The sequence below is a fragment of the Flagellimonas marinaquae genome, assembly GCF_023716465.1.
GTDB lineage: Bacteria > Bacteroidota > Bacteroidia > Flavobacteriales > Flavobacteriaceae > Flagellimonas > Flagellimonas alginolytica.
In genome coordinates this window covers 2068404-2092375 of the sequence record NZ_CP092415.1, presented here as the reverse complement: position 1 = coordinate 2092375, position 23972 = coordinate 2068404, and the positions used below count along the sequence as shown (strand labels likewise).

23 protein-coding genes and 1 tRNA gene are annotated in these 23972 nt (G+C 41.3%); 7 read left to right on the top strand and 17 right to left on the bottom strand.

The genetic code is table 11. The annotated features are described in order from the left end of the window. Position 1: 1 nt before the first annotated feature. From MJO53_RS09395 to MJO53_RS09365, 7 genes are read right to left on the bottom strand one after another with little or no spacing between them, the layout of a single operon-like run. On the bottom strand, positions 2-448 hold the full coding sequence (locus tag MJO53_RS09395) for a FixH family protein (RefSeq protein ID WP_252078894.1): 447 nt from the start codon (positions 446-448) through the stop codon (positions 2-4). Positions 449-459: 11 nt separating this feature from the next. Then, a complete protein-coding gene (ccoG, locus tag MJO53_RS09390) occupies positions 460-1869 on the bottom strand; it encodes a cytochrome c oxidase accessory protein CcoG (RefSeq protein WP_252078893.1) in 1410 nt (469 codons plus the stop codon). A 48-nt stretch (positions 1870-1917) separates the two neighbouring features. Then, positions 1918-2892 (bottom strand): cbb3-type cytochrome c oxidase N-terminal domain-containing protein, encoded by a 975-nt coding sequence (locus MJO53_RS09385; RefSeq protein WP_252078892.1) that lies wholly within the window; start codon positions 2890-2892, stop codon positions 1918-1920. 4 nt (positions 2893-2896) lie between these two features. Further along, a complete protein-coding gene (locus tag MJO53_RS09380; protein ID WP_067037876.1) occupies positions 2897-3085 on the bottom strand; it encodes a cytochrome C oxidase subunit IV in 189 nt (62 codons plus the stop codon). A gap of 2 nt (positions 3086-3087) precedes the next feature. Then, positions 3088-5289 (bottom strand): cytochrome-c oxidase, cbb3-type subunit I, encoded by a 2202-nt coding sequence (ccoN, locus tag MJO53_RS09375; RefSeq protein ID WP_252078891.1) that lies wholly within the window; start codon positions 5287-5289, stop codon positions 3088-3090. Between the two features lie 3 nt (positions 5290-5292). Further along, a complete protein-coding gene (gene ccoS / locus MJO53_RS09370) occupies positions 5293-5505 on the bottom strand; it encodes a cbb3-type cytochrome oxidase assembly protein CcoS (RefSeq protein WP_224835556.1) in 213 nt (70 codons plus the stop codon). A 59-nt stretch (positions 5506-5564) separates the two neighbouring features. Then, the gene (locus MJO53_RS09365; RefSeq protein WP_252078890.1) at positions 5565-7949 is read right to left on the bottom strand and encodes a heavy metal translocating P-type ATPase; all 2385 of its coding nucleotides are present in this window, start codon (positions 7947-7949) and stop codon (positions 5565-5567) included. Positions 7950-8068: 119 nt separating this feature from the next. Here MJO53_RS09365 and MJO53_RS09360 point away from each other — a divergent pair, with 119 nt between their 5' ends. The 3 genes from MJO53_RS09360 to MJO53_RS09350 all read left to right on the top strand — a co-directional run bounded on the left by MJO53_RS09360 (position 8069) and on the right by MJO53_RS09350 (position 10746). Beyond that, positions 8069-8758: a Crp/Fnr family transcriptional regulator gene (locus MJO53_RS09360; protein ID WP_224835558.1), complete on the top strand. Its 690-nt coding sequence runs from the start codon at positions 8069-8071 to the stop codon at positions 8756-8758. Positions 8759-8838: 80 nt separating this feature from the next. Then, positions 8839-9747 (top strand): universal stress protein, encoded by a 909-nt coding sequence (locus MJO53_RS09355; RefSeq protein ID WP_224835559.1) that lies wholly within the window; start codon positions 8839-8841, stop codon positions 9745-9747. Between the two features lie 54 nt (positions 9748-9801). Beyond that, positions 9802-10746 carry a pyridoxal-phosphate dependent enzyme gene (locus tag MJO53_RS09350; protein ID WP_252078889.1) on the top strand — a complete coding sequence of 315 codons (945 nt, stop codon included), beginning with the start codon at positions 9802-9804 and terminating at the stop codon, positions 10744-10746. On the opposite strand, the gene MJO53_RS09345 is transcribed toward MJO53_RS09350, so the two are convergent. The 3 genes from MJO53_RS09345 to MJO53_RS09335 form a co-directional block, all read right to left on the bottom strand. Then, on the bottom strand, positions 10743-12200 hold the full coding sequence (locus MJO53_RS09345; RefSeq protein WP_252078888.1) for a sensor histidine kinase: 1458 nt from the start codon (positions 12198-12200) through the stop codon (positions 10743-10745). The two genes, MJO53_RS09350 and MJO53_RS09345, sit on opposite strands and share 4 nt — an antisense overlap. A 76-nt stretch (positions 12201-12276) precedes the next feature. Continuing rightward, positions 12277-12666, bottom strand: coding sequence for a response regulator (locus tag MJO53_RS09340; protein WP_224835562.1), 390 nt, complete (start codon positions 12664-12666; stop codon positions 12277-12279). A gap of 528 nt (positions 12667-13194) precedes the next feature. Continuing rightward, positions 13195-13276: transfer RNA gene (locus MJO53_RS09335), tRNA-Leu, on the bottom strand. A 97-nt stretch (positions 13277-13373) separates the two neighbouring features. On the opposite strand from MJO53_RS09335, the gene MJO53_RS09330 reads away from it, so the two are divergent. Beyond that, on the top strand, positions 13374-14762 hold the full coding sequence (locus MJO53_RS09330; RefSeq protein WP_252078887.1) for a dipeptidase: 1389 nt from the start codon (positions 13374-13376) through the stop codon (positions 14760-14762). Here the strand turns inward: MJO53_RS09330 and MJO53_RS09325 are convergent. Continuing rightward, positions 14759-15337 carry a PhnA domain-containing protein gene (locus MJO53_RS09325; protein WP_252078886.1) on the bottom strand — a complete coding sequence of 193 codons (579 nt, stop codon included), beginning with the start codon at positions 15335-15337 and terminating at the stop codon, positions 14759-14761. The two genes, MJO53_RS09330 and MJO53_RS09325, sit on opposite strands and share 4 nt — an antisense overlap. Positions 15338-15472: 135 nt before the next feature. Between MJO53_RS09325 and MJO53_RS09320 the strand changes: the two genes are divergently transcribed. From MJO53_RS09320 to MJO53_RS09310, 3 genes are all read left to right on the top strand, one after another. Next, a complete protein-coding gene (locus tag MJO53_RS09320; protein WP_224835565.1) occupies positions 15473-15838 on the top strand; it encodes a BlaI/MecI/CopY family transcriptional regulator in 366 nt (121 codons plus the stop codon). A 2-nt stretch (positions 15839-15840) separates the two neighbouring features. Then, positions 15841-18186, top strand: a complete 2346-nt coding sequence (locus MJO53_RS09315; protein ID WP_252078885.1) for a M56 family metallopeptidase — start codon at positions 15841-15843, stop codon at positions 18184-18186. A 108-nt stretch (positions 18187-18294) separates the two neighbouring features. Then, positions 18295-19395 (top strand): DUF4407 domain-containing protein, encoded by a 1101-nt coding sequence (locus MJO53_RS09310; protein WP_224835567.1) that lies wholly within the window; start codon positions 18295-18297, stop codon positions 19393-19395. On the opposite strand, the gene MJO53_RS09305 is transcribed toward MJO53_RS09310, so the two are convergent. From MJO53_RS09305 to MJO53_RS09280, 6 genes are read right to left on the bottom strand one after another with little or no spacing between them, the layout of a single operon-like run. Continuing rightward, entirely contained in the window at positions 19392-21161 is a 1770-nt protein-coding gene (locus MJO53_RS09305; protein ID WP_252078884.1) for a MutS-related protein, read from the bottom strand. The two genes, MJO53_RS09310 and MJO53_RS09305, sit on opposite strands and share 4 nt — an antisense overlap. A gap of 7 nt (positions 21162-21168) precedes the next feature. After that, entirely contained in the window at positions 21169-21528 is a 360-nt protein-coding gene (locus tag MJO53_RS09300; RefSeq protein WP_224835569.1) for an MmcQ/YjbR family DNA-binding protein, read from the bottom strand. Position 21529: 1 nt separating this feature from the next. Beyond that, positions 21530-21925, bottom strand: a complete 396-nt coding sequence (locus tag MJO53_RS09295; protein ID WP_224835570.1) for a Dabb family protein — start codon at positions 21923-21925, stop codon at positions 21530-21532. Position 21926: 1 nt separating this feature from the next. Then, positions 21927-22550 carry a DUF4230 domain-containing protein gene (locus MJO53_RS09290; RefSeq protein ID WP_252078883.1) on the bottom strand — a complete coding sequence of 208 codons (624 nt, stop codon included), beginning with the start codon at positions 22548-22550 and terminating at the stop codon, positions 21927-21929. Then, on the bottom strand, positions 22550-22906 hold the full coding sequence (locus tag MJO53_RS09285) for a DUF4260 domain-containing protein (RefSeq protein ID WP_252078882.1): 357 nt from the start codon (positions 22904-22906) through the stop codon (positions 22550-22552). The genes MJO53_RS09290 and MJO53_RS09285 overlap by 1 nt, the downstream gene beginning before the upstream one ends. Next, positions 22907-23659 (bottom strand): cyclase family protein, encoded by a 753-nt coding sequence (locus tag MJO53_RS09280; RefSeq protein ID WP_252078881.1) that lies wholly within the window; start codon positions 23657-23659, stop codon positions 22907-22909. Between the last annotated feature and the right edge of the window lie 313 nt (positions 23660-23972).

Here is a 23972-nt window from a genome sequence, read left to right as displayed (position 1 = left end):
ACTAGTACACCAATTTTTGTTTATGCAAAAAGGAGTTACCTTCGTATTCCCAGTTTACGGAAATGTCCCAGCGACCGTCTACCAAGCGATTGTCAGGTATGAGCAAATGTGTTTTGGACAAACTTATAGGAAAGTTGGTATCCAAGTGCTTGTTAGACGGTCTGTATAGGGACACTGTTCCGCTTATCTTTTTTGGGTCGAAACGCTCTGGAAAATAAATCATCAAACCTTCGTTGGTTTTTTCAACCTTCAGGTTGGCATTCATTTCCGAAGCGGTGTTTGATGCATCTATATCCTGCTGATAGGATAATTCCTTTTTGTAATATTCCTCCGTAACCAAATCGTGGTTGGCACTATCGTCGGTGCTCATCCTTACCACAAAGTATAGGATAAAGGCGATGAAGCCAATAAATGCCAGCACGATTCCCGTTCCCCAATTAATTTTCATCTCTCGTTTGTTTAGTTATAACTTCTAGGTGCCAAAAACTGGGTCACCGTGGTTTCTATGAGTTTATCGCCACTATACACCCCTATCTTTAGTTTATCCTTATCTCCATTGAGTGCCGAGGCATTTATTTCGATGAAAAGTGTTCCTTCGGCCATCTCTTCCGCGGGAACCGTGAAAGTTTCCTGGGAGACCATTTTGATGGTTCCTTTGTGCGACATCAATTCGAATGAAACATTATCAATATCTTTAGTGGTCTTGTTCACCAGTTTATAGGTGTACACATTGCTTATAATGTTGTTATCCTTGCGCTCGTACAACTGCCCAGGTAAACGAAGTATGTTTGCCTCGACCTCGTTACGCATAAACAACATTCCCACAAGGATCCCAATAAGCACGACTAACACTGCTGTGTAACCTTTCATACGTGCCGTAAATTTGAATTTTTTGTCTTGGGTGATCTCATCTTCACTGGCATATCTGATCAAGCCTTTGGGCTTATTGATACTATCCATTATGTGATCACATTCATCTATACAAGCGGTACAGTTTACACATTCCAACTGTGTCCCGTTGCGAATATCTATCCCTGTAGGACACACATTTACACATTGAAAACAATCTATACAGTCGCCGTGCCCCAGAGCTTCCCTGTTTTCATTCTTTCTGAACTTTTTACGCCCGTTTTCGCCCTCGCCCCGTTTATGGTCATAGGCCACTACAATGGATTTATTGTCCAGCAGCACCCCTTGCAATCTACCGTAAGGGCAAGCGATAATACATACCTGTTCCCTGAACCATGCGAAAATGAAATAAAAGACCGCTGTAAAAATCAACAGTGGGACCATTGTGCTCAAGTGCGCCATAGGACCATCTGTAATATAAGCGACCAATTGATCGCTACCGATCAAATAGGCCAAGAACACGTTGGCGATAAAGAAGGAAATAAGAAAGAAAACACTCCACTTTAAAAGTCTTTTCCTTATTTTTTTCCCTGTCCACGGTGCCTTGTCCAGTCGTATTTGAGCTCCTCTATCTCCGTCTATCCAGTATTCGATACGACGGAACACCATTTCCAAAAATATGGTCTGCGGACACATCCATCCACAAAAGATACGGCCATATGCCACCGTAAACAGTGCAATGAAAATAACTCCGATGATCATGGACACTACTACCAGATGAAAATCCTGAGGCCAGAATGGAAGCCCAAATATATTGAACCTCCTGTCCAACACGTTGAACAATAGAAATTGGTGCCCATTAATCTTAACGAAAGGGGCCGCTATCAAAAAAACGAGTAGAAAGTAACTTACGTACTTTCGGTAATCGTAGTACCGTCCACTAGGTTTTTTTGGAAAAATCCAATTCCTTTTACCTTCTTCTGTGATTGTGCCTATGGAATCCCTAAAGTTTTCTTCCATCGCATTTGTGGTTTATGGATAAATATTTGTTGCCGAACGCCCCAAGGACTAGTTCATGGCAACGTTTGTTGAATCGACGGCCTGCTCCATTTCCTCGGGAGCGGTTTCTTCCGTTTCAGATTCGGCACCATTGGTTTCTTCGGGAGCATTTGGGTCTACCCAGATTTCTCCTTCAGCTTCCTTTGGATTGGCGGGCGTGGTTCCGCCCATGGTCATCACATAACTGGCTACTTGGGCCATTTCGACAGGCTTTAAGGTTTGTTTCCATGCAATCATTCCCTTACCGTCTCGACCACCTTCTGATATAGTTGTGAAAATATTTTTGATGCCTCCACCCAATATCCAATATTTATCGGTCAGGTTTGGTCCAATTCCACCTCCACCATCGGCCATGTGACAGGCCACACAATTGGCTTGGAATATTTTCTCTCCTGCAGCCAAATCGGAATCATCCGACAAAAACTCCACGGTACTGGCATCCACCAGATCTTTGGCCGTTCTTTTGTACTCTTCAATGGCCAATTGGGCTGCTGCCACTTCTTGTTCGTATTCGAGTTTTTGGTCGTATTCTCCGATAATATGGAATCTAACCAGGTAGACCACGGCAAAAACAATCGTCGCATAGAAAAGGTATACCCACCACGGTGGAAGCACGTTGTCCAATTCTCGGATTCCATCGTAATTGTGGTCCAATACAATTTCACCTTCTCTTTCGATTGAACGGCTCTTGGTCAGTTTTTCCATTAAATTTTTGGCCCAGGTCCATTCAAATTTCTTGCTTTTGGCTTCTAGGTAACGTTCCTTTCCTTCTTCGGTCAGTGTCTGGAACATAATATTTTCTATAGAGGCCAATATTAGTTCTATGGCAATAAGGATCATTAATACCAACAGCAAAAAAAACTGTGTGATAGGGTATTCGATTATTGCCAGTTTGTCTCCCGAGTCGATAAAGTATTCCATTAATCCAAAGATCAGGAAGAATAAAACCGGGACTCTTATCCACCAAGGTGTTTTTGTGCTCATAATATTATAGTTTGTTTTGTTGATCATCGTTATCCAAAGGCAGTTCGGACATCTCCCTTATGTGTTCCTTGGTAGCGGTGAAAACCCACCAAAACAACAACACAAAAAACACAAAGAAGATAAGTAGGGAAACCATGGGATAGTTGGCTATCCCGTCGATGGTTTCCATATGTTCTTTTACAAATTTCAACATGGTTATTTGTTTTGAGATATTGTTTCTTCAGTTCCTTCAATCTTTATATCGGTACCCAATCTTTGTAGGTAGGCAATCAAGGCCACGATTTCCCGATCTCTCATTTCCACGAATTCGAGCCCATTTTCTTCGGCGTACTTTTTATCCGCTTCATAGGTTTTTGCAAACTCGGGGTCTGTGTATAGGTTCTTTTCGATTTGCTGTGCTTGCTCTGCCATGGATTGCGGAGCATTGGCAATATCTTCTTCGGTATAGGGAACCCCCAATTTTACCATGGTTTCCATTTTTGCCTGTATATCGCTGCGATCATGCTCATCGGTAACCAACCATTCATAAGATGGCATTATGGAACCTGCAGAAGTACTTTGTGGATCGTACATGTGGTTCAAGTGCCAATTGTCCGAGTATTTACCTCCGACCCTTAACAAATCGGGACCTGTACGCTTACTCCCCCAAAGGAATGGGTGGTCGTACACAAATTCCCCTGCCTTGGCATACTCTCCGTAACGTTCCACCTCGCTTCGGAAGGGACGAATCATTTGCGAGTGACAACCTACGCAACCTTCCCTAATGTAAAGGTCACGACCTTCCAATTCCAAAGGAGTATAAGGTTTAACACTTGTTATGGTAGGAATGTTGGATTTCACCAAGATTGTAGGTACAATTTGAACAACACCTCCAATAAGAATTGCTATGGTTGCCAAGATGGTCAATTGTACCGGTTTCCTTTCCAACCAGTTATGGAAAGTTTCTCCTGCCACTCTTCTTTTGGCAACACGTTCCAATGCTGGAGCTTCTGCCATTTCATCTTCAACCTTGCTACCGGATTTTATGGTCATCACTACATTGTACAGCAGTACGAACATACCCAAGATGTAAAGCGAACCCCCGATGGCCCTCATCCAGTACATTGGAATTATTTGGGTAACGGTTTCCAAGAAGTTACCGTAAACCAAGGTACCATCTGGGTTAAATTCTTTCCACATTAATGCTTGGGTAAATCCTGCAACGTACATCGGCAAGGCATAAAGTACAATACCCAAGGTTCCGATCCAGAAGTGGAAATTGGCCAATCCTTTGGAATGCAGTTCGGTTTTGAACATACGGGGCACCAACCAATAGATCATACCAAAGGTCAAGAACCCGTTCCAGGCCAAGGCTCCAACGTGCACGTGGGCAATGATCCAGTCACTAAAGTGGGCAATGGCGTTTACGTTTTTCAAAGATAGCATCGGGCCTTCAAACGTTGCCATACCATAACCTGTAATGGCCACTACCATAAATTTCAGTGTGGCATCGGTACGCACCTTGTCCCAAACCCCACGCAGTGTCAACAATCCGTTTATCATACCACCCCAAGATGGTGCGATCAACATTATGGAGAATACTACACCAAGGTTCTGTGCCCAATCGGGCAAAGCAGAATATAACAAGTGGTGAGGGCCAGCCCAGATATAAATGAATATCAACGACCAAAAGTGGACGATGGACAATCTATAGGAATAAATTGGCCTGTTCGCTGCTTTAGGAACAAAGTAGTACATCAACCCCAAGAAAGGAGTGGTCAAGAAGAATGCCACGGCATTGTGACCGTACCACCATTGCACCAATGCATCCTGTACACCAGCATACACTGAGTAACTTTTTAACGCCGTAACAGGTAGTTCCAAACTATTAAAGATATGCAACACTGCTACCGTAACAAATGTGGCAAGGTAGAACCAAATGGCCACATATAGGTGCCGTTGTCTTCTTTTTAAGATAGTGCCTATCATGTTCCATCCAAAGACCACCCAAACTACAGCAATGGCCAAATCTATGGGCCACTCCAATTCTGCGTACTCTTTTGAGGTTGTGTAACCCAAAGGCAAAGTAATGGCCGCTGCCACAATGATCAACTGCCACCCCCAGAAATTGATGTTGCTCAGAACATCGCTGAACATTCTAGCTTTGAGCAATCGCTGCAATGAGTAATACACCCCTGCAAAAATTGCGTTACCCACAAATGCGAAAATCACGGCGTTGGTATGCAATGGACGCAAACGTCCAAAACTCAACCATGAAATACCTTCGGTAACATTGGGGAACAAAAACATAAAGGCCAACAAAAGACCTACTGCCATACCTACCACACCCCATAAAATGGTAGCGTATAAGAACTTTTGCACGATTTTGTTATCGTAGCGGAACTGTTGTATTTCCATATTTTATTGGTTTGTACTTTTAGTTTGTTTGATTTCCTTTTTACTATATAGGTTTGATTTATCCTGGCTCTTTACCACCTCATCCTCGAACAACATTCTTACCGACGGGGTATAGGTGTCGTCGTATTGTCCGCTCTTTACCGAAAAAACAAAGGCTATAAAAAAGACCACGGCCACCGTTACACTAATGGCCAACAACACATAAATAACACTCATACCTGCCTTAATTTAGGGGTAAAACTACTGTGATGGTATGCTTCAAAAAATGACATATATCAGCTTTCTTTATTTTTTAACTCTCTAGCCACAAAATTGGTGGCCAAGGTGGTAAACACCACGATACTAATTGAACTCAAAGGCATTAAAATAGCGGCTATTACTGGTTGTAACTGCCCTGTAACGGCAAAATACAATCCCACGACATTATAACACAATGAAAGCAAAAAACTCATTTTGATTATCCGAACGGATTGCTTGGATAATTTAATAAATTTTGGCAGCGTTCGCAGTTGGGCAGCATCTAAAATTCCGTCGCAGGCAGGGGAGAACACGTTTATGTTTTCCGAAACGGCCAACCCTACGTTGCTCTGTGCCAAGGCTCCAGCATCGTTCAGGCCGTCGCCCACCATTAAGACCTTATGTTTCTGCTGTAACTTTTTGATATATTCCAGTTTATCTTCCGGTTTTTGATCGAACATCATTTTGGTCTTTGCCGGGAGCAAGCCCTCCAGCTTCTTTTTTTCACCATCATTATCGCCCGAAAGAATACCTAGGTTAAGATCATTGGACAATTCATCAAATATTTGGCTCATGCCGTCCCGGTATGTGTTTTTGAACACGAACCTACCTTTCACATCTTCATCCGCACTTACATAAACTGTAGTATTGGTTATGGAGTTGGAGTGGTTTTCGCCCACATAGGCCGCTGAGCCTACTTTTATGGTATGTTGATTGTACTTGCCTTCTATTCCTTTGCCGGTATGCTCTTGGAATTCCTCAAGGGTCATTATGGCGTTGGATTTTAAAATATTGTACAACGATCGGCTCAAGGGGTGATTGGATGCTCTCAGGGTTGTTTTTAACAGTGCCGTCTCTTCCTCGGTAAGCTCCATTCCTTCATAATGGATGGTATCCTTTACATTGGTGGTCAGCGTACCGGTTTTGTCAAAAATAGCTGTATCGATTATGGATAGCCTCTCGATTACGCTAGCATTTTTTAAATAGAATTTATGTTTTCCAAAAATGCGAAGCATATTCCCCAATGTGAACGGTGCGGCCAAGGCAATGGCGCAGGGGCAGGCAATGATCAATACCGAAGTGAACACATTTAGGGCAAGGCTAGGATCGAACACCAACCAAAACAAAGTGGCCAATGTGGCTATACTCAACACAGCAATGGTAAATCGCTTTCCTATGCTATCGGTAAGGGTCTGGAATTGACTGGATTTGTCCTTGGAAAATACGGAATTGCCCCAAAGTTGGGTAAGATAGCTTTGCGAAACGGATTTTAAGACCTCTACTTCCAAGACACCTGAAAGTTGCTTGCCACCGGCGAACAGCTTCTCTCCCGATTCCTTAAACACAGGTTCGGATTCCCCGGTAACAAAACTATAGTCGATCTCGGCGGTTCCTTTTATCAGAATTGAATCCACTGGAATGATCTCGTGGCTCCGGATCAGGATCCTATCCCCTACCTCGATATTATAAATTTGTATGTTCTCCTCTTCGCCATTTTTACCCAATCGGGTCACCGCAATCGGAAAATAGGATTTGTAGTCGCGCTCGAACGACAGATAGGCATAGGTTTTTTGTTGAAAAAACTTGCCCAACAACAAAAAGAAGACCAGACCGGTGAGACTATCAAAGAAACCGGAACCCAGGTCAAAAATAATATCCGCGGTGCTTCTTAGAAAAAGGGTCAGTATCCCAAGGGCTATCGGCACATCAATGTTCAACAATTTGGAGCGGATGCCCTTATAAGCGGAAACAAAGTAATCTTGGGAAGCATAAAATACCACGGGCAGCGAAAAGGCGAACATCAGCCAACGGAAAACGCTCTTATATTGATCCAACCAAAACTCTTCGACCTCGAAATACTCCGGGAAGGAGAACAGCATTACATTACCGAACGCAAATCCGGCCACTCCGAGTTTATAAATTAGGGAACGATCCACCTTTTTCCCCTTTTTATTGTACTCCTCCAACGAAATATAAGGTTCGTAACCAATACTCCCCAACAGCAGCACCAAGGCTTTCAACGAAAAATCTTCTGTTTTGAAGGTAACCCTAATGGTTTTCTTAGGAAAATCTACTTGGGAAACCGTAATGGCCGAATGCAACTTGTTCAAATTTTCCAACACCCATATGCAGGAACTACAATGAATATTGGGAATACTCAAACTTATCACTTGTACGCCATCTTCGTCGAACTCCACAAGTTGTTTCACAATTTCCTGGTTGTCCAAAAAATCGTATTTCTGACGGATTTCGTTTGGAGTGGTACCTGCTTTGCCTTCTATTTCGTAAAAAGTGGACAGACCATTGGAGGTAAAGATTTCGTAAACGGTCTTACAACCATTGCAACAAAAATCCTTATCATCAAATTGTACACGGTTTTTACCGCAATCATCTCCACAATGATAACAGGTCGGGTCTGTCATTTCACATTTGCTTTACCTATTGCAAATTTGTACTACTATTCTTCTTAAAAATATGATATTTATCAGTATTTTGTGATTGTTTATCAACTATTTTTGTCGAATCAGGTAAACTAATCATTATGGAAAGCAGGTGTGAAAATTGTATCATTAGGCAGTTCAATTCTTTACGCGCCATGAGCAAGGAGGAGCTGAAAAAAGTATCGGACTCCAAAACCACAAAGACCATTAAAAAGGGAGATGCACTTTTTGAAGAAGGTGAAAAACTGAACGGGGTCTACTGTGTACGCAATGGCGTTTCGAAGCTTTCCAAACTTAGCGCCAACGGAAAGGACCAAATCGTAAAATTGGCCACAAAGGGCGAAGTTTTGGGGCAGCGCTCGGTAATATCGCAAGAAAGCACCAATCTTTCCGCTATAGCTGTCGACGATATGGAGGTTTGTTTTATCCCAAAGGAAAGCATAAACAATACGCTCCAAAAAAATCCAAATTTCACTTTGGAAGTACTTCGCCATATGGCACACGACCTTAAGGAAGCGGACGATGTTATCGTAAACATTTCGCAAAAAACCGTAAAACAGCGCATGGCCGAAGCTTTTCTTTATCTAAAAAATAATTTTGGTGAAGATGAAGATGGATATTTGGCACTTACACTCTCCCGAGAGGACATTTCCAATGTAGTGGGCACCGCTACCGAATCGGCCATTAGAATTATCTCAGAATTTAAAAAGAAAGGCCTTATCCATGCCTCCGGAAAAAAAATCGGCATTAAGGACGAACGCAAGCTAATGGAAATGGTTGAAGGCTTTTAGGTCTTTTTTTAAAAGCTGACAATTGTCATAGAATCCCCTGCACCATACGTTTAATTTTATGCATCATAATCCATTGACAGATGCAGAAGATTTTAATACCTACGGATTTTTCGGAAAATGCATGGAACGCCATAGATTACGCCATGCAATTGTTCCGCAACAGGCGTTGTACATTTTATTTGCTCAATACCTACACCCCTGTGATACCAAGCAGCAGGTTTATGGCCAAAATGATCGATGGTGTTCGCATTGTTGATGCAGTGCGTGAGAACTCCGAACATGGCCTGAACAAAACTGTTAAACGGATACAAAGCAAATACGGTAATCCAAACCATAGTTTTGAGACCATATCCTCTTTTAATTTATTGGTAGAAGAGGTCAAGGACATTGTTGATACTTTTGGGATCCATTTGGTGATAACGGGAACCAAAGGTGCATCTGGCGCTGAAGAGGTTTTTATGGGAAGCAACTCGGTACGAATTATAAAGGCCGTCAAAAAGTGCCCTGTTTTGGCCATTCCCTATCACTTTGAGTACGTTACACCATCCGAAATTGCATTTGCCACCGATTTTAATAGGTTCTATACCTCTTCCGAGCTATCCCCACTTTTGGAAATGGCCAAAATGTTCAATGCCACTATTCGGATTGTCCATGTACAATACGGTATAAAAGCCCTTACAGAGCTTCAGCAATTTAACCTGAACATGCTGCGCCGCTATCTTGGCAATGCCGAACATTTTGTGCACACGGTTTCCGAACTGAATTCGGTTTCGCATACCTTAGAGACATTCTCCAAGGAATTGGGCATACATCTTTTGGCAATGTTGAATTACCAGCATAGTTATATGGAAAAAATGACCCGCGAGCCCATTATTAAAAGGACCGCATTCCATACCCAAATTCCATTGTTGGTAATCCCCGAATTGGGAATGGAGGGAATCTCCAAAGGTTCCGTGGAAGAAAAACAAGAAGTGGAATCCCATAATTAAACCCTGTATTATCTTTATACTTAATTTTAGTTCCCCAAATAGGTATAGGGATTTATGGACAAACAACAACTTAAAGATTGCCACCAAAGAATAAAGCCTTTTATTCACGATACGCCCGTTCTTACCTCTCGGCTGATCGATAAAATGGGCAATGCCAATTTTTATTTTAAATGCGAAAACTTTCAGCGTATGGGCGCATTTAAAATGCGTGGGGCTGCCAATGCCATTCTTCAGCTTACCCCCGATCAGAAAAAAAATGGTGTTGTAACACATTCTTCCGGAAATTTTGCACAGGCTTTATCCTTAGCCGCCCAAAGCCTGGGAGTAAAAGCTTATATTGTTATGCCCAGTTCCGCTCCAGAGGTAAAAAAAGAGGCCGTAAGGGGCTACAGTGGTATTCTTTCCGAATGCGAACCTACTTTGACTGCACGAGAACAAGCGACCCAAGAAATTATCAATAAACAAGGCGCAACTTTTATCCATCCCTCCAATAATGAGCAAGTGATTCTGGGGCAAGGCACCGCTTGTATGGAGTTATTGCAGTTATACCCCGACTTGGATTATGTTTTTACTCCTGTAGGAGGTGGTGGCTTACTAGCGGGCACTGCCTTAGCAGTACATTGTTTTGGCAAAAATTGCAAAACAATCGGCGGTGAACCTTTTGAGGTGGATGATGCCTTCCGATCCCTAAAGAGCGGAAAAATAGAAACAAACACTACCACAAATACCATTGCAGATGGCCTAAAGACCCAATTAGGCGATAGAAACTTCCCTATAATTCAGAAATATGTTGAAGAAATTGTTCGGGTAAAAGAGCAAGAGATAGTCCACGCCATGCGGTTGATCTGGGAACGGCTCAAAATTGTTTGTGAACCATCCAGTGCAGTTGCACTAGCGGCCTGTTTCAGGAAAAAAGAACTACTGACCCATAAAAAAGTTGGTATAATAATCTCTGGTGGAAACGTGGATTTGAGCAAATTGCCCTTTAGACCCGCCTAAAGGCTCTTGAGCAGGGTAACAATAAATGTAGAGCCCTCGCCTTTGGTACTCTCAACTTCTATTTTACCTTCCATGGCCTCAACTTGTGTTTTCACCAAATAAAGCCCAAAACCTTTACCTATGGTTGCACCGCTCAACCTGCCGTACATATCAAATATTTTTCGTTCCTTTTCCGGGGTAAGCTCCATACCAATACCGTTGTCCACAAACTTAAGCACCACATTATTTTCCGTTTCTTCAGAAACAATCTTAATATTTGCGGGCACTTCATCCTTGGCATAATTAATTGCATTAAGGATAAGATTGTAAAAGATATTTACCACATAACTTTTAGCACCAAAAACGGTCTCACCTCCCGAAAAATCGGTTTTTACCGTGGCTTTGCTCTTAATTATCTCTTCGGACAACAATCCATCAACATCTTTCATCACGGCACGTAAAGAGACCTCTCTAAACTTTTCCTTATCGGCCGATTTTAAGGACAGTGAAAGATGAAGGTCCTTGATAGTCTGGTCCAGTGCTTCGGTGGTGTGCTCTATTTTTCGAACAATATCGTCGTTCATCTCATCCTTTCCCCATTCATATATTTTGGACAACATCAACAGATTTGATATCGGGCCTCTTAGGTTATGGGAAATTATCCGAACAAAATTCTGTAGCTCGTGATTTTGTTCCAATATTTGATGATTGGACAGGACTTCCTTAGTTACGTCTTGAGCCGTACCGCTCATTCTATAGGGTTTACCCTCTTCGTTATAGTAAGCCTTTCCTTTTTGATGCACATACCTTACCTCCCCGTCCAACACCACTATGCGGTGAATAATATCGTGGGGAACGTTCTCCTTAATACTTCGATTTACATCCTCGTCAAAAACCTGCCTATCTTCCGGGTGAATAATAGCCTTTACAGATTCATAATCTGCTTTAAAAGTATCCGGTTCTTGCCCAAAAATTCGGTATAGTTGATCGGACCAAGTAATTTCGTTCTTGATCATATCCCAATTCCAATGACCTACGTCGGCAACTTGCTGAGCTTCCCGGTACTTTCTTTCGCTATCCAGCAAACGATGGTTATTGTTTACCTCTTGGGTAATGTTCTTTTGCCAGACACAACATCCCACAATATCTCCGGAACTGTTCATAAATGGCTGAAAGGAAAATTCGTGGACAACGATTTCACCATTTTCCTCGAAAGTATGTTTGGAAGTTGTGGCGTACCTGTTTAAAGCTCTTTCGCAACCTTGTTCGCAAGGGTCAAAAAAACTGCTTGTCTTGAATACCTTTCTTAAATCTATACCTCGCTCAACAGTAATGGAACCGTTGCGCTTTAAAAGTGCACTAAAGGAGGTGTTGAAATCGGTGAGCTTATAATTCTCGTCCATTGCCCAAACAATGTCATTTCTATCTTCAACGATTTCAACTTTATTCTGAATAAAGGCATTTTTCTGTTTCACAGGCTAAAGTTTATTCAAATTAAAGGTATGGGACAAAAATAGGTTGAGCAATAAAAAGATATTATTGAGAACGATATTATTTGTTCGCGCTTTGGAGATATTCCTCCAAATGCTCAATTTTTAGTGGCTTGGTTATAAACTCCTTTACGTATTTTTCATATTTTTTGGCTTCGTCCTTATCTGAATCGGACTCAGAAGATGTCACCAAAAGTACCTCATTGGATTCGGGAAAATCTTCCAACATCATAAACTCCAAAAATTCAAACCCGCTCATTTCGGGCATATTGATATCCAACAAGATTAGGGTCCTTGTATTTTGATCATCTCTGAATCTAAGGTCATCCAGTGCCAATTCCGGGTTGGTAAAGCTTTTCACCTTATCCTCCATACCCATTCTTCTAAAGTGAATCGCATTCACCGTATTTACGAGATCTTCATCGTCGACTAAATAAATTTCTTTGTACATAGCGCAATTGGTCAATTAATCTAGTTAAGGTTTCGATATAAAAATTGACAAATATCAATAATTTACAGTAATTAAAACTGTTATGGTATTATTTTATTGCAAAAATTCAATCAAAAACACCACCTCCACTGCTTTTTCGTATAATTTGTCGGTTTTCAGTTGGGGACCTTTAAACAAAAGGTCGTTTAAGATAAATTTATGATTATTCTTTTATTTTAACAAAAATTCAATAATTAAAATATTTCCCGACAACCATAACTGATTTTGAACCTGATAATTAAAAGATTCATAATTATTGGCTTATTTAACTTAGCTATTCGTTTTTTCTTTCAATATAATGTGTTTTTCTTCTGATTAACCAAAGGAAGAATTGCTGGCCATAATACATAACAATCCAAAACTAAAAGGACCAAGAATGTCCATTATTTTACGTAATGGATTAGAAGATGAATGGTTGGTAGAATGCAAGGACAAACACTAAAACAAGTCCGAACAAAAAAAGCTCCTCGAAAATCGAAGAGCTTTCAGTGCGGGTGAAGGGAGTCGAACCCCCACGCCTTGCGGCACTAGATCCTAAGTCTAGCGTGTCTACCAATTCCACCACACCCGCGAATTGGAGTGCAAATATAAATCAATTTTCCGATTTGCAAATGCACTCCCCTTAAAAACTTGTTTTTTGTACTTTTAGGGTCCTTTTTAATTCATATATGAAAGACATAAATAATTACATCAACACGAACAAAGACAGATTTATCAACGAATTGATCGACCTACTAAAAATCCCCTCCATTAGTGCGGATCCGGCTTATTCCAAAGATGTTCTGGCAACTGCGGAAGCGGTAAAAAAATCATTGGAGGACGCTGGTTGCGAAAACACCGAAATTTGCGAGACCAAAGGTTATCCAGTGGTGTATGGCGACAAGATTATTGACCCCGATTTACCCACTGTTTTGGTGTATGGGCACTACGATGTTCAACCGCCGGACCCAATCGATCTTTGGGATTCCCCTCCTTTCGAGCCCGTGATCAAGAACACCGATCTACACCCCAACGGTGCCATTTTTGCCCGTGGGGCCTGCGACGACAAAGGACAGTTCTTTATGCACGTGAAAGCCGTTGAATATATGATCAACAACAACGCTTTGCCCTGTAACGTAAAGTTTATGATCGAAGGTGAAGAAGAAGTAGGAAGCGATAGTTTAGAGGATTTTCTTAAGGAAAACAGTGAAAAACTTAAAAACGATATTATCCTGATTTCGGACACCGGTATGATTGCCAACGATACCCCGTCCATAACCACGGGACTGCGAGGACTAAGTTATGTCGAGGTAGAAGTTACCGGTGCCAACCGGGACCTGCATTCCGGGATCTACGGAGGCGCTGCACCCAACCCTATTAATGTGCTGGCCAAAATGATTGCGCAACTCCACGATGAGAACAACCATATTACCATTCCAGGGTTTTATGATGAAGTTGAAGTTATTTCGGACGAAGAACGTGCCGAAATGGCCAAAGCCCCTTTTGACCTGGAAGCCTATAAAAAATCCTTGGATATTGGCGATGTACATGGAGAAAAAGGGTATTCAACACCGGAAAGGTTCGGTATCCGACCTACCTTGGATGTCAATGGAATTTGGGGCGGTTACACAGGCGAAGGTGCAAAAACAGTAATCGCGAGCAAGGCTTATGCCAAGATATCCATGCGATTGGTTCCCGATCAAGATTGGCACGAGATTACAGAACTGTTCCAAAAACATTTTGAATCGCTGGCGCCAAAAAGTGTAAAAGTAAAGGTAAAACCACACCACGGTGGACAAGCCTATGTTACCCCGATCGATAGTATCGGATACCAAGCGGCATCCAAGGCCATGGAAACCACTTTTGGAAAAACCCCAGTACCGCAACGGACGGGAGGAAGCATTCCAATCGTTGCCTTGTTCGAAAATGTTTTTGACAGTAAAACAATCCTTTTGGGCTTTGGTCTGGACAGCGATGCCATACACTCGCCCAACGAACATTTTGGCGTATGGAACTTTCTAAAGGGCATAGAGACCATCCCTTACTTTTATAAATATTATACCGAAATGAAGGGCTAGAGTTTTTTTACGTACTTGGTCACAATCACAATATTCTGACCATCTACCTTACCTTCAATATATTCAGCATTTTCGTGATCCAGGGAAATCCGTCTAACGGCGGTTCCCTGTTTTGCGACCATGCTCGACCCTTTTACTTTCAGGTCCTTCACCAACACTACACTATCTCCATTTTCCAAAATATTGCCATTCACGTCCCTGTGGATAATTTTTTCACTGTCCGACATACCTTCGCCAGTTGCCTTCGCCCACGCCAAAGTTTCATCGTCCATGTACATCATATCCAAAAGATCTTGCGGCCAGCCTTCGGATTTTAAACGGCTGAGCATTCGCCAAGCAACAACTTTTACCGCATCGTGTTCGCTCCACATACTATCGTTTAAACACCTCCAATGATTCGGGTCTGTTGTCTCCGGGTTCTCTATTTGATCTTTACAAGTTCGACTTATTAAAATACTGCCATCCAAGCCTCCCGTGGAAACTGGTGGAACCTCATAAATGATTAAATCTTCCGCTACATCGCTCAATTCGCAAACTCCTCCACTTCGTTCACGTAATTCGTCGATTAACCCCATAATGAATTATTTATGGGCAAACTTAACATTTTTAGAAGATGATAAAACCTTTTAACACCATAAAACAATTCTACATTTGTAGAATTAAAATTTTTATTCTATGTTTGTAGAGCAATTTTTTTAAAACAATCGAAAATGCAATTGTCGAAATCCGAGGAAGAGTTAATGAACATTGTCTGGAAATTAAAAAAAGCCGTAATGAAGGACCTTTTGGATGCCTACCCGGAGCCAAAGCCGGCCACAACCACGGTTGCGACTCTTTTAAAGCGAATGACAGACAAAGGTTTTGTCGCCTACAATCAAATTGGAAGAAGTAGGGAATACTATCCACTGGTAAAAAAGAAGGATTACTTTTCCAAGCATGTAAACGGGCTCATTAAAAACTTTTTTAACGATAGTGCAAGCCAGTTCGCCTCCTTTTTTGCCCAAGAAACAGATTTGACCAAAACCGAGCTCGAAGAGCTGAAAAAATTGATCGACAACGAAATCAAAAAGAAATAACTATGCTGGTCCTTTTATTAAAATCCACAGCTTGCCTGACCGCTTTTCTAGCCTTTTACAAACTGGTACTGGAAAGGGAAAGCATCCACCATTTTAAGCGATTCTATCTTGTGGCCGCTATAATTGCCTCTTTTTTGATTCCAAATATGGTTTTTACAGAATATATCGAGGCCCTACCATCCACGGAGATGGAGAATATTCCAATTTTAACCGATTTACCCACTACACAAGCGCCCCAAAATGCCGTACAAGAGGAAAATTTTAGTTGGGGGCCTGTACTATGGAGCATTTATGGCCTGGGGGTCTTAGGCTTCGGGTTTCGCTTTATAGGCCATCTTGCACAGATTTGGTCCCGTATCCGTAAAAACCCAAAGCACAAGGATAATTTTATTACCCGGGTACTGCTTAAGCAACCCATGCCGCCCCATACATTTTTCCGGTTTATCTTTTTGAACCAAAAACAATTCGAGAATAAAAGCATACCGCAAGAAGTACTTTTACACGAAGAGACCCATGCCAAACAAAAACATAGTCTGGACATCTTGTTTATTGAGCTGCTTCAAGTGGTGTTATGGTTTAACCCGTTGATCTATCTTTTTAAATCTTCCATTAAGCTGAACCACGAGTTTTTGGCAGATAGTGCAGTGATCCAAAAGAACAACGACCATTCACATTATCAAAATACGATCCTATCGTACTTATCGCACGATGGACATATCACACATCAGTCGACCGGCATTGCAAATGCCATAACTTATTCATCAATCAAAAAACGTTTTACAGTCATGAAAACAAAAACAACAAAAAAATCATTTGTACTCAAGAGCTTTTTGCTCTTGCCGCTTACTGCCCTTCTATTATTTGGATTTAGTGAGACAAAAACAATAACTCGCACTACGCCTGTCGGGTTTACAGAAACATCGTTGTATCCAGAAAACAAAAGTATTGAGACCACAGACGGGATTTCCACAAGAACTATACAATTAGCAGGTCTGATATTGGACTCAGAAACTTTATTGCCTCTGGAAAAGGCGCTTATTACAGATTCCAAAGGAAGTACACTTGCAAAAACCGACAACAACGGATATTACAATGTTGAAATTCCGGTTTCCAATTCAGGTGAAATATTTTTTAATTTTAATGTGCTAAAAGAGGGATATCTTTCCTCTACTCAGATACAGCATTGGGGAAATTTACAAGGTGAAATTAGTTCCGCCATATATATTGGCTTACGACAAGAGGAATCAAGCGCAAGGCAGCTTTCGTCCCTAGTTCCAAATCTAAAAAATCTTGATTACAAAACTATATTTACCAATTATACTGAAGTTAAAAAGGACTTTGTTTTGGCCCAAAAAATAGAAGCTTCTAAAAAGGGTAACCAAAATGTCTTCATGCAAATAGATAAAGGCTTTTATATCTTGAGCGACAGTTGGATAAGACTAGACTCTAAACGTGATTTGGTCCTTATCAACGATGAAACCATTGTACCTGCCAACACCTTGAACAGCATCATTAAGAGAAATCAAATAATTGGCATGACTCCATTAGGGCCTGGGAATAAAGCAAATTATGTGATTTATACTACAAAATGGGATCAAAATGAAGCCAACAAAACCGTTAACCCAATAGAGATCCACATCAACAAAAAGGGCAATCTATTGTTTCAAAACAAATCAATTCTATTGGAAGATTTGGAGGATGAGCTCTCAAAAATTAATAACCATCTTTCTTTTGAACAACGTAAAAAAGTCATTCGTTCGATTGTTCAAGTAGAGGCCAAAACCTCCAAAAAAGTCATCAGCAAAGTTGATAAAATATTAACGGAATACGGCACTGCGACAATTAACGTTTTAGGCCCAAAACAAGCGAATCAACAAAGTGCCTCCAGGGAAGAAATGAAGGAGTACAATACCTTGGCCAAGAAATACAACGCTATGGACCGCAATAATATGACCATCAAAAAGAAAGATGTGATGCGCCTAAAAGAAATCTATGAAAAAATGTCCCAGAAACAACGTGATGATGCGGAGCCCTTTCCGGATTTTCCCGCTCCGCCACCAGCTCCTAAATCTCCCAAGGCGCCAAAAGCAACTAAACCGGTGAATGAGGCGAACCCTAAAAATCTTCCAGTACCACCAGCGCCCCCAGCACCACCAAAACCTATTGAACACGTGAAAGAAATGGCGGAAAAAGGAGCATCTTTCACTTACAATGGCAAAGCCATATCGGCAAAAGAGGCCGTTGAGGTAGTTCAAAAGAACCAACACATCAATATCGATGCCCGCGAAGCCCATGGTGCCCGTCCTGTGGTAAAACTATCAACCGATCCCATTGTGATAGATAACTAACATTCCAAATTTCAAATAATGTTAAAAGCCCCATAAATGGGGCTTTTTATGTAACAAATCATACAAAATTGCGTTCTAATACTCTATCAATCAAATCAGAACACTATAATGCTTCAACGTTTTTTTATTTTCTGCTCGGGAGCCGACACCAACATTCTTGAAACCTGCTCCAATGGCGAGCGCAACAAATATGCTGGCATTGGTGCCACCGTATTCTTTACGGCCGTAATGGCTTTTATAGCTTCGGGCTATGCACTTTTCACCGTATTCGACAATATTTACACCTCCATTTTCTTTGGGTTGATTTGGGGTTTGCTCATTTTCAATTTGGACCGATATATTGTTTCCACAATTAAAAAGCGAGATAATTTTAAAGGGGAGTTGCTCCAAGCGGCTCCACGGATTGTACTCGCTTTGATCATTGCCGTAGTGATTTCCAAGCCTTTGGAAATGAAGATTTTTGAAAAGGAAATCAACCAAGTGTTATTGGAAGAGAAAAATGCCCTTACCTTGAACAACAAGGAACAATTGGCCTTGCAATTCACTCCAAAAATTGAAAGCCTGAACCAAGACATTGCCCGCCTAAAAGGAGAGGTTGCCACCAAGGAAGCGGAGACCAATGCGCTTTACGATACTTACATTTCCGAAGCAGAAGGTACTGCTGGAACTGGTTTGTTGGGCAAAGGCCCCGTTTATGAAGAGAAACGTGAGAAGCATGATGCCGCTTTAGCGGAATTGAACAGTTTGAAAAAAACAAACGCTTCAAAAATTGAAAATATCGAGGCCCAAATAGCGGCATTGGAAACCGATTACACTACCGCTGTCACCAATTCACAACCTATTATTGATGGTTTTGATGGACTCATGGCACGTATTAACGCTTTGGGCAAATTGCCCTGGTTCCCATCCTTTTTTATCTTCTTATTGTTCTTGGCGATTGAAACGGCACCGATCATTGCCAAATTATTGGCGCCCAAAGGGGAGTTCGATTACAAATTTGAAGAACAGGAAAGTGTGGTAGCCACTTGGGTGACCCAAAAAGTGGAACAGCGCAAATTATTGTTGGCCACAGAAGGAGAGATCAACCAGCAGATCTATGCCGACATTAAAAACGAGGAGGAACTGTACCGCTACAAAAAAGAAAAGGCAGAAGAGTTGTTGCGTTTACAAGCGGACTCCTTTCACAATGTGCAGGTAAAGGGGCTTTAATCCACAATCCCCATATTTTTTAGCAGAAAAGAGGCGTTCATGTTTTGGCAAACGCCTTCTTTGAACTTGTAATCAAAAAACAACTCTCCGTTGATGATCTGGGCATCAAAATAACGATTTTCCACTTCGGAAAGCTCGTCGGCAAGTGTACAAAGGCTCAAGTCGTGAGTGGCCACCATTCCCGTAGAACCATTTTTCACCAATCGCTCCACAAACTTTTTGGAGCCCTCCGCCTTGTCCACACTGTTGGTACCTTTTAAAATCTCATCCAAGATTACAAAGCAGTCCCCTGTGTCCAATTCTTCCACAATATATTTTAAGCGTTTGAGCTCAGCATAAAAATAGGAAGTCTCATCTGCCAAAGAATCGGAGGAACGCATACTCGTCAACAAACGTACCGGGGCATATTTAACATCTTTGCCTTTGACCGGCAATCCCATATTTGTCATAACGATTTGTAATCCAACAGCTCTTAAAAATGTGCTTTTACCGGCCATATTTGCACCTGTAACTATGCAAAAACGTCCTTTTCCAATTTCAATATCGTTTAGAACGTTCTTCCCTGGGTCAACCAACGGATGACCCACCGCTTTCGCTTTGAGCACGATGGGGCCATCGACCAAAATAGGATAGGTATGGTCGGGATGGTTAAATGCATAGGTCCCCAAGCTAATATAAGCATCGAACTGGGCTATTGCAGAAAACCAATCGGCCACCTCTGTCCCATACTTATCCATCCAGCGCTCCACTTGATTGGCATAATACAGACTGTACAGCCCTAAGCCCTGTCCAAAAATGGAAACAATTAGGTTGTACTGTTGTTCCAACATGGTCATGCTCCGCGAAAAACGTTTCAAAACACTGGAGGTTCGCTCTCCTTCTACCGTTAATGTTGCCTGCAGTTCTTGCAACAGTCCCGATTTAAAACTTTGTCCTTCTATTTCCGCGATCAATCGTTGATGCTGCTGAATAGTATCCTGTGCTTGGGAAACGTTGACAGAAAATTCCAAAATGCCCTTGGCATACCTGCCCACAATGGTCATTCCCAAAAAATACCAGAAAAGCACCAAACTTTCAGGGACCCAACCCATAATGGCGGCACTGATAAAAAATAGGGAAGCCAATACAAATAAAGGCGCACCGAACCTCACCCATTTTGGGGTAATTGCTTTGTGGTTCCTCATCCAATCGGAAACAATGTCCGGGGATGTTTTAGGTCGGGTCTCCCCTGCCAAAGCCGAAAAGTGCTGTCGCCATTCGGGGAGTTGGGCCAATTCCTTTATTGCTTCTTGTTTTTTGATAATATCCTTAGGATGTCCGTCCAACAAAAGATCGGAAAAAACTTGACGCCCTTGTTGCAAGGTTGTTCGGTTTGTATATTGATAAAAAGACCCCCTTCCAAAAAGATCAAGATCTTGGGCGTAAGGATGGTCCGGTCGCATAAACTCCTTACCATCCGGTAAATGATGGAATCGACGCTGTAAAATTTCCAGTTCGTTGGTATTGATGAGCACCAACCTGTCCAGATACTTTTTGTAACGTTTCACATTGCTGAACCGTGTTACCAAAAAAAGGAACAAGACCACTAATATTGGAAGTAAAAATACTAGGGCCGATGAACCCCACAATACATAAATGGCCAACCAAAAAGCTACGAAAACGGAAAGACGAAGTGTTGCCAAAAGAGAGAGCGTTCTCTTTTTTTGTTTACGTTCAGCTTCGAACACATTTCTTTGAGCCGTATAAAAATCGTGTAGGTCCGTCATTAAAAAATCAATCTAAATCTCTAAGTTCCTGCTGAAGTTTTTTGGTTAAACCAGATACGACCAAATCATAGGAATGATCTACTAAATCCTTGATCAATTTAGGCGGTAATTGTTCCAAAAAAATAGTGTTCCAATGTTTCTTGCTCATGTGATAGCCGGGAATAATTGCCCCATCGTATTCTTCTCTAAGAATTTCGGATTTTTCGGGATCACATTTTAAATTGCATTGGGTCGGGATACGTTCCAAAGGTGCCAACGCGAACATTTTCCCCATAACCTTAAATACCAATGTACTTTCATCAAACGGGAATTCTTCTGTTACGCCCTTCTTGGATAAACAAACTTCCCTAAACTCCTCAATATTCATTTTAAATACCTTTGGAATCGTAAACAATCACCTTTTCCCAAAGGTCTTCACACTCTTCAATAAAAACAAGGTGTGGCGGTTCAGCCTGGTAAGCGGCTTGATCTTCGGCGGACGCAAAGGTCAATATCAACGAATAAGTGAACGAATCATCCACCACATCCCGAACGGCTTTAGGGGGCTTGCCAATGAACTTTGTTTTGGCGTATTGGGAATTGTTCAAAAATTTGGTCAGTGAAGCTTCAAAAGTAGCTCTATCCGCCTTACTGTCGGGGTTTTTGAACCAAAAATAAACGACATGTGTAAAAGTAGGGTCAAATGTAGTCTGGGTCTTGTTCTGGGCAAAGCTCATTGCAGAAATTGTCCCCATCAAAAGGAGAGCTATACATTTAGTTTTCATCTTAACTTTCTATTTTATGTTTTTCCTGTTCGGATATTTCCAATGCGGAGTAATCGAGTTTCCAGCCAATGGTCTCCACAATTTTTTCCACTACCAATACAGCCTGCAAAGCTTCGTTCTTTGCTGTCTGCATTAAACCACTTTCTGGGATTCTCTGTTTGATATGTTCCTTGGCCTCTTGATTTAGATTGGTTAAATCCGTGGGGGAAAAACTATTGAAGATTCCGTTTTTTATATCATAAAATTGTAGGTCGGGCTCAATGGACAGTACTTCTGGCTCCGGAAAATGGCTCAATACTATTGTTTTTTTATCATTTATGGCCTTTAGGCTCAATTTATTGAGGTCGTAACCAATATGTGCCTTGGCCTTAATAACAATTAACGCCTTTTTTTTGCTGCGGAACAGGCTCATAAAACTGTCCTTTGTGTTTTCGTAATGGTAGATTTCGGCAAAATCCCCTTCTACGGAAACCAGTTTACAGACGCTCCGGATCTTGTTCAAGATAACGGTGGATTGTTCCTCGGTAATCTCTTTGTTCCTCTTTTTACGGAACAGGGAAAAGACCCAATACATAAGTATGGCTCCCAAAATCAATCCTAAAATTATGTCGACGACGTCTCCCATTAATTATTTCCTATTTCACCCAAATGGGTAAACTTGAATCCTTTTTCATATTTTAAGCCATATCCCAACATTCTATCCAAAGCTGAATGTGAAAATATTATTATTCCACATAACTTTAAAATGGGCATATCTAAAAAACTTGCGCCGATTAAATAAAGTAAAATCCCAATCCCTTTATGATGAAATATGTTATAGATTGTCGCTCCCAATTTATTTCCGAACAGGTACCCTACCATTCCTATATCAGGAACAAGAATCAATATTAAAAACCACCACCATTGCAAATCAAGTTGCATAAAAATAAATAAACCAAATAGTAACATCATGGCTTCTTCCAATTTAAGTACTGTTTTCATCTATTTTGTTTCAATTTTGTAAAGTACGGGCCTACTGGGACTGGCATCGTTTTCGAAAGGGGCCACTTGTAGATTTAAAAAGTAAGTTCCATCCTCCACTTTGTTGGGCACATAAATAAATTCGGTAATAGTGGCTTTTTGCCTTGGCTTTCCGCTCTTGTTCCAAAAGGCCTTATGTGCCAAAAGCTCTCCCCCATCTCTTTCCTTATCCACCGATGGCAGGTCGATCAACAAATGTTCCACACCTTTTTTTACCAGATATTTGGCCGCGTCTTCGGTTAAATAGGGTGGATTTGTATCCGAATAGTGCCTGGACTTCTTATCTCCCAAATTTGGCAGGGTCCTGATCACAATGGCCTGTCTCTTTTTATTGCCCAAGGCATATTTAATCTGTTTTTCGGAAATCACAAAATCGTTGGCCTGTTGTTCCGGGGCCACCGTGATCACCTCGGCAAAAAAGAAGAACTTTTTAAGTTTTTTGTTCACGGAATTGAATTCTTCGGAAATATGGCCCAAACACTCGGTATGTGTAACGTGCGAGTGCGGATTGAACCAGACATCGTTAAAATTTACCGGCGCTCCTTCGGATACCTTGCCCACAAAACCATCTTGTTCGTGCGGCTCTATTTTTGGCGGCCCCAGGTACCACGCATTTACATTTTTGTCCCCGCCTTTAAGGGGTATGGAAATATCGAGAGGCTGGGCAAGGTCTATTTTATAGTTTCTTGAGTTGTGTTTTATCGAGGCTATCATCTATGCGTAACTTGTTTGGAGTAATTAAGTCAATTCATTTGATAAATGCAATTAATACAATTTTTTTACTTAAAAATCGACCACTAAACTAAAATTCTGAGTGTTTCGTTGTTGAGCTTTTGTCAACCAACAAAAACTCTCAGGTCGAATAGAATTCAAAAAAATCCGAAATGAAGTATTATAAATTATGCCTGTAGGCACATTTAACTAAAATGCGCCAAAAAGTATACAACTTTCGAAAATTCGTTTAAGGAGTTGTGTCAAATTACATCTCATCTTTGCTTATTCTTTAATTCACTTAAAAATAGATTAA

Coding starts and splice junctions, on each gene's coding strand:
- MJO53_RS09325 (WP_252078886.1), bottom strand. CDS start 15,337: ATGGGGTTAATCGACGAATTACGTGAACGAAGTGGAGGAGTTTGCGAA.
- MJO53_RS09355 (WP_224835559.1), top strand. CDS start 8,839: ATGCAGAAGATTTTAATACCTACGGATTTTTCGGAAAATGCATGGAAC.
- MJO53_RS09330 (WP_252078887.1), top strand. CDS start 13,374: ATGAAAGACATAAATAATTACATCAACACGAACAAAGACAGATTTATC.
- MJO53_RS09385 (WP_252078892.1), bottom strand. CDS start 2,892: ATGAGCACAAAAACACCTTGGTGGATAAGAGTCCCGGTTTTATTCTTC.
- MJO53_RS09315 (WP_252078885.1), top strand. CDS start 15,841: ATGCTGGTCCTTTTATTAAAATCCACAGCTTGCCTGACCGCTTTTCTA.
- MJO53_RS09360 (WP_224835558.1), top strand. CDS start 8,069: ATGGAAAGCAGGTGTGAAAATTGTATCATTAGGCAGTTCAATTCTTTA.
- MJO53_RS09310 (WP_224835567.1), top strand. CDS start 18,295: ATGCTTCAACGTTTTTTTATTTTCTGCTCGGGAGCCGACACCAACATT.
- ccoS (WP_224835556.1), bottom strand. CDS start 5,505: ATGAGTGTTATTTATGTGTTGTTGGCCATTAGTGTAACGGTGGCCGTG.
- ccoN (WP_252078891.1), bottom strand. CDS start 5,289: ATGGAAATACAACAGTTCCGCTACGATAACAAAATCGTGCAAAAGTTC.
- MJO53_RS09380 (WP_067037876.1), bottom strand. CDS start 3,085: ATGTTGAAATTTGTAAAAGAACATATGGAAACCATCGACGGGATAGCC.
- MJO53_RS09365 (WP_252078890.1), bottom strand. CDS start 7,949: ATGACAGACCCGACCTGTTATCATTGTGGAGATGATTGCGGTAAAAAC.
- MJO53_RS09350 (WP_252078889.1), top strand. CDS start 9,802: ATGGACAAACAACAACTTAAAGATTGCCACCAAAGAATAAAGCCTTTT.
- MJO53_RS09280 (WP_252078881.1), bottom strand. CDS start 23,659: ATGATAGCCTCGATAAAACACAACTCAAGAAACTATAAAATAGACCTT.
- MJO53_RS09290 (WP_252078883.1), bottom strand. CDS start 22,550: ATGGGAGACGTCGTCGACATAATTTTAGGATTGATTTTGGGAGCCATA.
- ccoG (WP_252078893.1), bottom strand. CDS start 1,869: ATGGAAGAAAACTTTAGGGATTCCATAGGCACAATCACAGAAGAAGGT.
- MJO53_RS09295 (WP_224835570.1), bottom strand. CDS start 21,925: ATGAAAACTAAATGTATAGCTCTCCTTTTGATGGGGACAATTTCTGCA.
- MJO53_RS09300 (WP_224835569.1), bottom strand. CDS start 21,528: ATGAATATTGAGGAGTTTAGGGAAGTTTGTTTATCCAAGAAGGGCGTA.
- MJO53_RS09320 (WP_224835565.1), top strand. CDS start 15,473: ATGCAATTGTCGAAATCCGAGGAAGAGTTAATGAACATTGTCTGGAAA.
- MJO53_RS09340 (WP_224835562.1), bottom strand. CDS start 12,666: ATGTACAAAGAAATTTATTTAGTCGACGATGAAGATCTCGTAAATACG.
- MJO53_RS09285 (WP_252078882.1), bottom strand. CDS start 22,906: ATGAAAACAGTACTTAAATTGGAAGAAGCCATGATGTTACTATTTGGT.
- MJO53_RS09395 (WP_252078894.1), bottom strand. CDS start 448: ATGAAAATTAATTGGGGAACGGGAATCGTGCTGGCATTTATTGGCTTC.
- MJO53_RS09305 (WP_252078884.1), bottom strand. CDS start 21,161: ATGACGGACCTACACGATTTTTATACGGCTCAAAGAAATGTGTTCGAA.